The organism is Oligoflexus sp. (assembly GCF_035638955.1).
Classification (GTDB): Bacteria; Bdellovibrionota_B; Oligoflexia; order Oligoflexales; family Oligoflexaceae; genus Oligoflexus.
Genome location: NZ_DASQYZ010000287.1, coordinates 24,919 through 35,501 on the forward strand (window position 1 = coordinate 24,919; position 10,583 = coordinate 35,501).

The window sequence follows — 10,583 nt, forward strand, 5'->3', positions numbered from 1 at the left end:
TAGTATGACTGGCTCTTTGTGGGAAAGGCAATTCGGAATCACTGTGAGGAATTTTTGGGCAACCGGCCTGCACCGGTCACCCAGTTACGCTGAGATCACATCGATCATTGGATACGATTGTCGATCACCTGCTGGTAAGGAATCAAGCCGGCGTTGCTAATATAAATTCTAAAAGAGTTGCCCCAGTAATTCGTCACGCCGTTCAGGACGAGCTCCCGATTTTCGCCGGATTCGCTCACGACGGGTGTTGCCAGCGCGCGGTGAATGACCTGGTTTTTCGCGTCCATCAACACAGCGATCGGCTGGTCCTTCTGCAGCGAAAGATCGCAGCCGGGACAGCTCAGGGCTTCCATTTTAAAGCGCACGCGCAAGGTCTTTTGTTCATCATTATAATTCAAGGACGGGCGTCCCTGGATCCGCATGGGGGCTGCCTGGCGAATCTCGACCGACGGATCGCCGAGCAGGTTGTATACCAGGAGATGATGCCGGTTGGTGCTTTCCAAAAGTTTGGCTTCCTCGATGGAACCCGTGATTTTTTTAGCGAAGACCTTGGCATCCACCATCACATCACCCAGCCGCTGACTCATCGGCAGTCCGTTATTCTCTCGATCGATCAATGAACGCGCCAGGCCCAGGGTCAGGCGGTTATTATAAGTCCAGTTACTCTGGCGCGAGGCGGCCACCAGCCCAAGCGCGCCGTTGCTATCGAGTAACATCTGCTCGGCCATGAATCGTCCGTTCGGATCGGCCGTTTGAAATTCACTGCGATCACTCGTGATGTGACCCTGATGAATAGTTTCGCTGTCGAAAAATCCAGTCAGACAGGCAATCGCAAAGACGACCGGTGGTTTATCGGTGGGATACAGGGAAAAACGTTGGGTGTCGTAACTGAAGCCCGGCCAGGCCCATTGCCGGGTGGTGGCATGCCCTCGATTGATCAGAATACTCGTACCGCGCTTGACGGCATTGTCGATCAGATCCTGCGAACCTTCCATGTGGAATAGCAGCTGCGGGTAAAGCTCGGGGCTGGCCACGGTCAGAGCCGCATAATCAATGGGTTTGGCCGGAGACCAATTCACAGGTTTCAAAGGCTTTTCCGTATCCGTGCGGAAAATTCGCTCCGGCCGGAATCCAGCGTTGAAATAGCGCTTCGCTATCCTGTTCTCCATGAACTCAGCATAGTTATTAGCGCTGCCCGTATCGCGAGAATTGGTCATCTGCAGAGTCGCTGCAATGGTTGGCGACTGATAATAATAATCCACGGTCGGTGGATTATTTTCGTAATTTATGGTGCGGTCCATGACTTTTTGCAGCTCGTCCAACGATTTGACGGGAATGCGGCCAATGCTGAATTTGGGATCCAGCGATGGCGTGTAGCTTTCCGGTTGATCAGGAAACTGCGTGTAGTACACATCACCTGCACTCAGGGCATAATCACCGAGCGCGGGATCGCCCAGGGCTGCATCATAATACGTTGGGATGCGATCGACATCGCCCAGGAGCAGCACCCATTGCATATAATTGGGTCGCAACCCCTGCGCTGCCGAAGCGAGCTTTTCCTTCAGGTCTGCAGCCGTTCCACCGTCCCACTCGAGAACAGCGGTCCGAATGCCAAGCGTTTCCTTGTGCAGACGGAGGCGTTCGGCCGCGTCCCGGAAATCTCGGGGTGACACAATGATGAGATTAGGTCCGGCAAAATTAATCGATGCACGCGCCATCTGCGGCTGGTCTCGTCGAAGACGCAGGATGGGCTCACCCGAGCGGCAAATATCCAGCACATCGTTTGGGTTGAGGATCAGCTGATTCAATCCCACCAGCTGCTGCGATCGATAAAAATCGACCGCATCGCGCCCGCGGAACGGAGCCCGAAAGCATCGCGACGCGCTCTTGAAGTTAACGATGACATCAAGTTCGTCGTAATATCGTATATTGGATTGTTTGGCGATAAAATCCACCAGGGGAACCGAGACTTTCACCAGATTCTGTTCGCGATCGACGAGCGATTGGAATCGGGCATCCCGTTCGACAAGAATTTCATTTTTGCTGCTGAAATACATCTTGTCATCAAAGCGCGGAGGAATGGCCCCTGCAAATTGAGGCGACCCTTCTTCTGCCAGCGGCACTAAAGGTAAATTCAGACCACCCACGACCTGGCCCGGCTTGACGGTTACGCCTGTGACTTGGGCATCGAGCGGCAGGGCAAAATAAAAGTTGGTCATCGGGAGTTCTGGCAGCAGGGGTTCGCCCGTATAGCTGCTGCTGACGATGTCGCTGTGATGGCTCGTGAGCTGGACAAAAGACTTGCCGCCCAACCAGACTTTTTCTTCACGGAAAGTGGGAATTTTCAAACGAACGTGGGCTATGCCGCGATCCAGGTCCACCACGGGTTCCTGATACAGTTTGTGGTCGCAAAAACACTGTTCGGTTTTGATGCTGTTGTTGACCAGTTCCACCGATTCCACAATTGGTTCGTAACCCTCGATCTCGCAGCGAAGCTGGACGGCTTTGACGCGATCATTGAGGTGGAAAGTTCCGCTCAGTTTGAAGCTATCCTTGCCTTCCAATCTCTGATCAACCAGCACAATCCCCTTATGGTTCAGCGTGCAGGATCCGGCCGAGGCTTTGGTGTTGCCCTCAGCCGAAAGATAGATGGTGTAGGGTACCTTCACCGTTTCCACCGGTGGAAAATAAATGTTTTTGACCGATTGTGCCCCGGCGGTCCCGGCCAGGAACAAACCCAGCAGGATGAGGTGTTTCATGGATTGGCTCCTTCCTCAACGTCAAGCTGGACAGGATGAGTGCCAGACCCGATCATGGGATCCGAGCCCGTGCCGATGGGCAAACCGCCACCCGATAGGAGCTGACTGCAATCAAACACCAGCGTGGCATCGGGCTGCTCGAGCTTAGTGCAAGTGATCGCGGTCCGTTGTTTGATGGTCGCGACGGAGCCATCGTCATTGACGAACATATTCACCCGATCGGACAATTTATTATAGAGAGCTTCCAAGGCGGGACTCTTGAGATTCAGTTTGAGCCAGTAGGCACTGTTTTTCAAAGCCTGCGCATAAGGAAAGAAACCCTGAACGGCGCCATCATTCTGGAACTCCTGGAAGCACTCATACTTCTGCAGACCAGGCTGGGCGACACAGAGGACACCAAAGCCAGTTTTTATCTGAAAAAAATTCGAGGTGAAACGTCTCACTTCAGGATCACGAAGATGATCAAAGATTGCGTGTGCGGTTTTGTCACGGTACGTCAACACAATTTTGTCATCCTGGTCGTGCACACTGAACTGCGGTCCGGGCACCTGATCCGGACTCTCAGGGCCGCACGCCATGGATGAGGGAGCGGACGCGAAAAAAAGTAAAGCGCTTGAAATGAACAGCTGGGCTTGCATGTCGATTCCTTTTTCCTAGGTGTGTCGATGGATTGAAGGCGTTCGGTCTCAATATGTCTTTGAAGACGAATATGATAAAAGGCGAAATATGGAGGCAGTGTAGAAACTGTTCTTCAATTCGCACATTTCAAGAACACTTCAAAGCAGCATGGTTACGCTTACCTACCTCAACATGATCTATAGAGTTGATCATGTCAAACTAATAATTATACTATATTTAGATCGTGTTTTACCGATAAGGTAGGGATCAACCTGAGGGAGAACGATCATGTTGCTACCAAGAAAAAGTTCAGATCGAGGCTTCGCCAATGACGGATGGCTCAAGAGCTGGCATAGCTTCTCATTTTCTAACTACTATGACCCCCGGCACATGGGTTTTCGTCAGCTGCGCGTGATCAATCAGGATATCGTGGCCCCTGGCCAGGGCTTTCCTACCCATGGACACGCCGACATGGAAATCATCACGGTGGTGCTGCGTGGAACCATCGAGCATAAAGATAGTATGGGTAACAAGGAGCTGGTGAAAGCAGGAGAAATCCAGCGTATGAGCGCCGGGACCGGCGTTAAACATAGCGAGTTCAATCCTTCCGCCACGGAAGACCTGGAGCTCTTGCAGATCTGGATTGAACCGGCGGAACGCGGCATCGAACCCAGTTATGAGCAGGTGGCCGTCAAGAATCTGGAAGGTGAAAAACTTCGGCTGTTGGTCGCACCGATGCAGGAAACAGCGCCTGTGCATATTCATCAGGATGTAAGAATCTATCGCGGCGAAATCGGCAAGGGCGAATCCCTGGAGCTGCCGCTCGCTGCGGAACGTTACGGCTGGCTGCAAATGATCAGCGGCAGTCTTCTTATTAAAGATCAGAGTTTAAAGCCGGGTGACGGCCTCGCGATATCCCGTGAGAAGGAACTGCTGATCACCGCGGATGCAGGCGACACCTCATTTTTGCTCTTTGATTTGTCATGAGACGCGATGGCGCTTGAAAAAGCGCCGCATTCTTCGGCCGAATCAGATTTGTAATCGCCTGGGACAACAGGCGAACTCCACTGGACGGGCCTTGCCTCAAAAAAACTGTGAATATTTGCGGGTGAGGCGCCGAATGGTTTTTGGTCTGTCCAACTGGTGGAGGAAACCCAATGAAAATCAGTCTGATATTAGCTTGCCAACTCTTTGCATCCAGCGTAGCCCTGGCTGCTGACGCCGCTGCGACTCAACCCGCAGCCGCCGCGCCTGCCGCGCAAACCATGGCCCCAACGGAGGCGGTCAATCCTGAAACACCGGCTGCCGCTTCAGCCAATGCCATGGAAGCCGTGTGCAAGCTCTCTGGCAACACCCGTCGCGTAAAAATGGATATGAGCAATCAAAAATGTCAGGTTCTTTATTACAAAGAGACGGAAATGCCTGGCACAGAAAACAAACTCTGGGAGTTCAACCATGAGTTTGAAAAGTGCAAGGAAAGCTACAGCGGTTTTGTGGATAAGCTGCGTGGCATGAGCTGGACCTGCAGCTGATCGGGCTGCACTTCGGGCTTTGTTGCTAACAAAGCCCCTGGTCTTTTTCCCTCTCTTGTCTTTTTCCCTCTCTTGAATTCCCCGAACCTTAGAATTATTCTCGCCCCACGTTCCTCTGGTCCTGGTCACAAGGAATTAAAACCATGGTCATTGCACAAACCCCGCGTCTTTTCCTGAGGCATGTGACTCTATACGATGCTGCGTTCCTTTTGGATTTGATGAATCAACCGTCCTATCACCGTTTTATTGGCGATCGAGGGGTTCGCGATGTGCCCGGCGCGTTGAACTATATTCAGACCCGTTTCATCGATAACTACGAACGGCTTGGCTACGGTCTTTACGCCGTGGAATTACACGGCGCACCGTCACCTGCGGGCATCTGTGGGCTGGTGAAAAGGGATACGTTACCGGGACCCGATTTAGGTTTCGCGTTCCTGCCGGCGTACTGGTCTCAGGGCCTGGCGCGCGAGGCAGCGGTCGCGACGCTCCAGTATGCGAAACAAAGCCTTGGCCTTTTGAAACTTCTGGCGGTGACCAGCCTCGACAACGAGGCTTCCATCCGATTGCTGCAGGGCATCGGTTTTTCGCTCCAGGAGATGATTCAATTTCCCGGAGACGAGGAGAGACTCAAGCTCTTCACCTGCGATCTTTAACCGCAGGGGCAGGGGACGGGCAGGTGTAGCGTGTGTAAGGTCTGACTTGACCCAGGCCCTCACCTAATGGAAAGCTCACCCCCATTTCCACTGTATTCCAGCTCGAACTTTGGATGACATCCACCATTTCAGGCGGCGGGCAATCCTGTTCGAAACGGATCGGCCGTTCCCGGGCCTTTTGCTCCGAGGCATACGCTGATCGGCCCCGTTCCGAAGCCTGTTCGGTGGACGGAATTTTCAACTCTTCAGCTCCCCATGCCGTCGCGGTCCAGCCGATCAGAAAACATGATGCGAGTATGCGCTTCATACGTTCCCCCTTTCCTCTATCGAGCCGGCATCAGGCACAATCATGGTGGCCACGCCTTCTTCCATCATCGCATCGTACGGGATTTTGCCAATTGAAAAACGTTGACGATGGAACAGATGGTGACGACCAAAAATCAGGAGCTGCGGACGGCGATTTTGAGTGATTTTTTGCAATTCCTCTGCCGGTTGACCGAAGCTGACCAGGGCTTCGTAGCGCGAGGCCACGTCCTGCGCGCCGGGAATATTCTGAAAACGGGAACGCAGATCCTCGCTTATTTTTGCGCGGAGCTGTTCCGTATAGCTGGCAGCCGTAAATTCCGGATTGGGCTGTATTTTACCAAGGTTCATCGCTGCGCGAACTTTATCGACCATGTGGTGCACCCCGGCGTGGCTCAACTTATGCACATGAGCGTGGCCAAACTCAGAGCATTCCATGGATATTGCCATTTGAATCGCGGCTGCAAGCGCGCAACGTCCTTCGAGCTGGAGATTGTCTGCGACCACAATGCGCGGCCGTTCGGCAAAATTCTGTGGCACACCGGAAGGCAGGATCAGTACAGGGATGTCGGCGTGCGCCGCCAGCGAGAAAGCGGTCGATATGCCTTCGAAAAGGTTATGGCCTGCCCGCTTGCTCATCCCACACATGATAAGCCCTGCCTGAACTTCCAAGGCAATGGTCGTCAGGGCTTCGGAGGTATAATCGCGCAGAACATGAGTGCCGATCCGAAGGTCCTGGGGCAAACTCAGGCGCAGCTTTTCCAAGCCTTTGCGTGATTCTTCATCTTCCATATCGTTGATGACGCGATCGTAGCCATAATAGGGATTCACGACGACGTCGCCCGCTCCCATGTAGTTAAAAATAGGCTGAGTGGCATGAACCAGCTCCAGTGGACTCCCCAGCCTGCGGGCCAAAGCCGAGGCGCTTTGGATCATCGGTTCGTCGGATTTGTCCAAAGAAACACCTACAACAATCGGTTTGCTTCGAGGGTTCCAATTCGCAGTCTTCATAACTCACCTCTCTTTATCGAATGGCCGTGAGAGTCTCACGGTCTCCCATAACCCACCTGTCTTCATCGAAGGGTCATCCAGGTCTTAGGGCCTCCATCTCATGGAGCAATTCCTGGGCCATCCATAAAACCGTTATATATGGCTATTTGATGTAGGCAGCCGAACCAATTCCCAAAAAACGGTGAGCGATTTGCTACAGACCTGGCCCATACGACCAAGCTGAACGGGAGGTCTTCAAGCGGCTTGATATGTGATGGATGAGGGGCGTTGGAATCGATGCAGAGGCAGGCGCATGACCAAGGCAAAGGGATAGCCTTCACCCGGTTTAACTTCCAGAGACAGCAGCTGAATCCGGATGCTGCCGCCAGCCTCTTGTATAAAGCGGGCGACCGCTGTCATGCCAATGCCTCGGCCTGAAATCTGGGTTATGTGCGAGGCCGTACTGACCCCGATCGAGAACATCATGTCGGCTATGGACTGCGGGTCCATGGATAACGTTGAAGTGAGCCGCCCCTGTTCCTGGGCCAGAGCCTGGATCCTGTCGAGGCGGAGCCCTTGTCCATCATCCTGGAGCCGGAAGACGAGGTCGGCACCGTCCTCTTCAATTTGCAGCTGGATATGACCAGCCGGGGATTTGCCTCTTTGGACACGCTGTTCGGATGTCTCGATGCCGTGATCCATGGCGTTACGAATCAGATGAAAAAAGATGTGACGGAGCATTTCATCCACCTTGCTCTCCACGAGCAGTTGAGGAACTTTCAAGGTTATGACCGGCATGGGTTTGCGCAGGTCGCGGGCTAGCGATTCGGCACTGCGCAGGATCTCCCGCATCAGATCGGGCAGAGTCGTGAAGAGCTGCTGCCGAAGCGCTGCCAGCAGGGGATCAAGCGGCGTCGCTTCCGCCCGCTGTCGCAAGTCCTGAAGGAATGAATAGGCGCTGATGGCCTGACCCGCAGGCAGGACCAAACGAATTTGGTTGTCGGCTGTCCTGCCCAACTTTTCCACGGCCAGACGCTGGTATTCTTCCAAGTGCCGAACCAGCAGCTGATGCTCATCCATCAGATGGCCGCGATTCACGCCATCACTGGTGGTTTGCTCCAGCTGATGAATACGTTCGGCGAGACCCCGGAATTGTAAGGTCCGTGCCGCGCCTTTCACGGTATGCAGATTCATCAGAACGATTTTGGAGAGTTCGGCGATCGGCACGTTGACATCCGGTTGGGTCAGGATCAGGATATTCTGCTGCAAAAGTTCACAGGAGCTTTTAACAAAGCGGTGAAATTCGCTTTCGCGAATATTGATGACTTCGGCGACCATGTTCAGTTCTTCTGCCGAATGCCTGGCCTCTTCCTGCCATTTGCGAAGATCGGTGACATCACTCACACTCACCAGGAGTTTATCCACTTTATCCGCATCATTCATGATGGGGTTCCAACCCAGTTCGAAATTGCGAACTTCGCCGTCTCGGGTATAACGCACCATGCTGCGGGGGAAGGATTCTTTATTCAGTTCAAAATTCAAAACGTCTTCACCCAGAGTGGTGAGAACCACACTTTGAATCTGATGCTGCAAATCTTCGGAGATATTGCTTTGCGCGAACAGAAGCGGGAGCGCTTTTTGATCTTCGAGATTTTGCGTTTCCAGGATATTTTCCAGATACTGCGAGTAATCCTTATGAATCACCTGATTTGAACCATGAATGGCGAAGATGCCCAGTTCAATCGATTGCATGATGGAACGGATTTCTCGCGTCTGTTCCTCGACCCTGGCTTCCAGCGTGGAGGCCAGCTGCCTGACCTCGGCTTCCGATGTTTCGGCGCGATGAAACGCATGGGAGAAACGCGCGGAGATCAAATAGGACTGGCATAGCGTAAAGATAAAGACACCAAGTCCGGCCAGGGGAATATGCGAATAATAGCCACGTACCATCACAAGGTCGTGCGCGGTCATGGCGAACAGAATCAGAAAGGACACGAGAAACACCCGAGCGCCATCCCTTTTGCGTCGGTAGGCTCGGGCGATCACGAGCAGACTGTAGAAGATAATCATCAGGGCGACCAGCTGATAGGTCTGGGTGCTGTTCACGTAGGTTCGAACAGGGAGCAAGGCAATGGTCCCGAGATAAATGGCGCCAAAAGCCGCGGTCCCATTCACCAGGCGCGACGACATTTCTTGAGGGAACAGGGATTTCGTGTAAAGAAAGAAGGATGAAATACAAGCAATCCAGCCAAAATTATAAAAATAAATTCGCACCGGCATTTCAGTGGGCAGGAGCACGCCCCAAGTGTCGGCCGGATCAGCTGACAGGCTATAGAGACCCACAAAAAAACAGTGCAGTCCGTAGTAGAGCGTGGACCGGTCCGTCCGTCGCAGGAAAAACAGGCCAAAATGATAAAGGCTCATGATAAACAGGGTGCCGACAATGAAGAACGTGTAGGCGGTCAAACCCTGAAGGTTGGCCCTTACGCCGTCCTGCGTTCCCATATAAATCGGCGTCATCATGCCACCTAGAAAGATATCGAAGTTGGCCGCTTCGACGACGATATCGAACGCGGCCTGGCTGGGTGTGAAACTGTAGTCCCAGGCTCCTTGCAAGGCTCCCACACTCGTTTCGGGGGTCTTTCCCAACTGTCCGATCGTGGTGATAAGCCGCCCGTCAACGAAGATGCGTGCGCTTGAATAAATGCTTTGAATCATCAAACGCAGCTCGCGCGGATGATCAAGAATCACGTGGATGCGATAGCTCGCATACCCATGGGCCGGAAACGGATGATCAAAATTCCAACCCGATGGGATGTGCATCAGCACGGGTGGTGCGGTTCGGCCTTCGGTGACAATCCATTGCTGCCAATAGAATTCCGTTTCGCCTTGCAGTTTCAAGAGGGGAGTTTCGTCAGGGTTCCAGGAACGCAGATCCGCGACACCCTTTTGCAGAGTTTGCCCATAGCTCGTTCCATGCAGAACGAGGAGCAGGATCAAGAGCAATCTGTAGCCCAGTGTGACCAGGAAGCCTCCGATGCCAGGGATTCGCTCTTGGCATCGGCTGTTTTCCCTTTGGACTCAAGGTCCTTCGTCTTCAACCAGCGGTAAATTTTTCTCGGTCCAGCCGCGAAAGCCACCCGTCATGGAAAGGACCTGGGTATAGCCCATTTTCTGAATATTCTGGGTGGCAAGAATGGAACGATAGCCGCCACCACAGTAAAGAATGAGCGGTGTTGAGACATCGGGAATTTTCGTTTCTATATCCCGTTCAATCAGTCCCTTGGAGATATGGATAGCGCCAGGCAGATGGCCGGTTTTCCATTCCGACTCTTCACGGACATCGATCAGCACAAAATCCTTACTGGACTTTAAACGCTTCGCCACCTCATCGATGTCGATTTCCTTCACTTCCTTTTGGGCTTGTGCAACGAGTTTAAGAAATCCTGGGGTATGGTCCAATGCATAACTCCTAAGGCATGCGCAGGTAACTCTGCGCCGATGGTCTCATAGCCCGATGGTCTTGTCAAAACACCAAAGGGTTCTGCACTGGGTGTTTTGCCTAGCTTTTGAACAGAAGGTCTTGAATCGACACATGATGTCTCAAGTCCTGTAGGCGATGTCCGTTAAGCTATCGGGGAAATGCGAAACTCTGCGTCTGGAAAATTCGACTTGGGCCGCAGAGCCGTTTATCCTGAGTCATAAGGTCTGCTTAAAAGTCTGTAGTT

The 10,583-nt window shown here is 52.9% G+C and carries 9 protein-coding genes; 3 read left to right on the top strand and 6 right to left on the bottom strand.

From position 1 onward, the window contains the following. Positions 1-104: 104 nt before the first annotated feature. Both VE954_RS26320 and VE954_RS26325 read right to left on the bottom strand, forming a co-directional pair. Positions 105-2,759, bottom strand: a complete 2,655-nt coding sequence (locus tag VE954_RS26320) for a C25 family cysteine peptidase (protein ID WP_324958475.1) — start codon at positions 2,757-2,759, stop codon at positions 105-107. Then, the gene (locus VE954_RS26325; RefSeq protein ID WP_324958477.1) at positions 2,756-3,397 is read right to left on the bottom strand and encodes a hypothetical protein; all 642 of its coding nucleotides are present in this window, start codon (positions 3,395-3,397) and stop codon (positions 2,756-2,758) included. Before VE954_RS26325 ends, VE954_RS26320 begins: the two co-directional genes overlap by 4 nt. A 268-nt stretch (positions 3,398-3,665) precedes the next feature. Between VE954_RS26325 and VE954_RS26330 the strand changes: the two genes are divergently transcribed. From VE954_RS26330 to VE954_RS26340, 3 genes are all read left to right on the top strand, one after another. After that, on the top strand, positions 3,666-4,364 hold the full coding sequence (locus tag VE954_RS26330; RefSeq protein WP_324958479.1) for a pirin family protein: 699 nt from the start codon (positions 3,666-3,668) through the stop codon (positions 4,362-4,364). Between the two features lie 170 nt (positions 4,365-4,534). Further along, positions 4,535-4,909: a hypothetical protein gene (locus VE954_RS26335; protein ID WP_324958481.1), complete on the top strand. Its 375-nt coding sequence runs from the start codon at positions 4,535-4,537 to the stop codon at positions 4,907-4,909. A gap of 143 nt (positions 4,910-5,052) precedes the next feature. Continuing rightward, positions 5,053-5,562, top strand: coding sequence for a GNAT family N-acetyltransferase (locus tag VE954_RS26340; RefSeq protein WP_324958483.1), 510 nt, complete (start codon positions 5,053-5,055; stop codon positions 5,560-5,562). Here the strand turns inward: VE954_RS26340 and VE954_RS26345 are convergent. The 4 genes from VE954_RS26345 to VE954_RS26360 all read right to left on the bottom strand — a co-directional run bounded on the left by VE954_RS26345 (position 5,546) and on the right by VE954_RS26360 (position 10,317). Beyond that, complete coding sequence (locus tag VE954_RS26345; RefSeq protein ID WP_324958485.1) at positions 5,546-5,869, bottom strand: hypothetical protein; 324 nt, start codon at positions 5,867-5,869, stop codon at positions 5,546-5,548. The two genes, VE954_RS26340 and VE954_RS26345, sit on opposite strands and share 17 nt — an antisense overlap. After that, on the bottom strand, positions 5,866-6,876 hold the full coding sequence (locus tag VE954_RS26350) for a universal stress protein (RefSeq protein ID WP_324958487.1): 1,011 nt from the start codon (positions 6,874-6,876) through the stop codon (positions 5,866-5,868). The genes VE954_RS26345 and VE954_RS26350 overlap by 4 nt, the downstream gene beginning before the upstream one ends. 234 nt (positions 6,877-7,110) lie before the next feature. Beyond that, positions 7,111-9,861, bottom strand: coding sequence for a 7TM diverse intracellular signaling domain-containing protein (locus VE954_RS26355; RefSeq protein WP_324958489.1), 2,751 nt, complete (start codon positions 9,859-9,861; stop codon positions 7,111-7,113). A gap of 75 nt (positions 9,862-9,936) precedes the next feature. Continuing rightward, a complete protein-coding gene (locus VE954_RS26360) occupies positions 9,937-10,317 on the bottom strand; it encodes a rhodanese-like domain-containing protein (protein WP_324958491.1) in 381 nt (126 codons plus the stop codon). Positions 10,318-10,583: the final 266 nt, after the last annotated feature.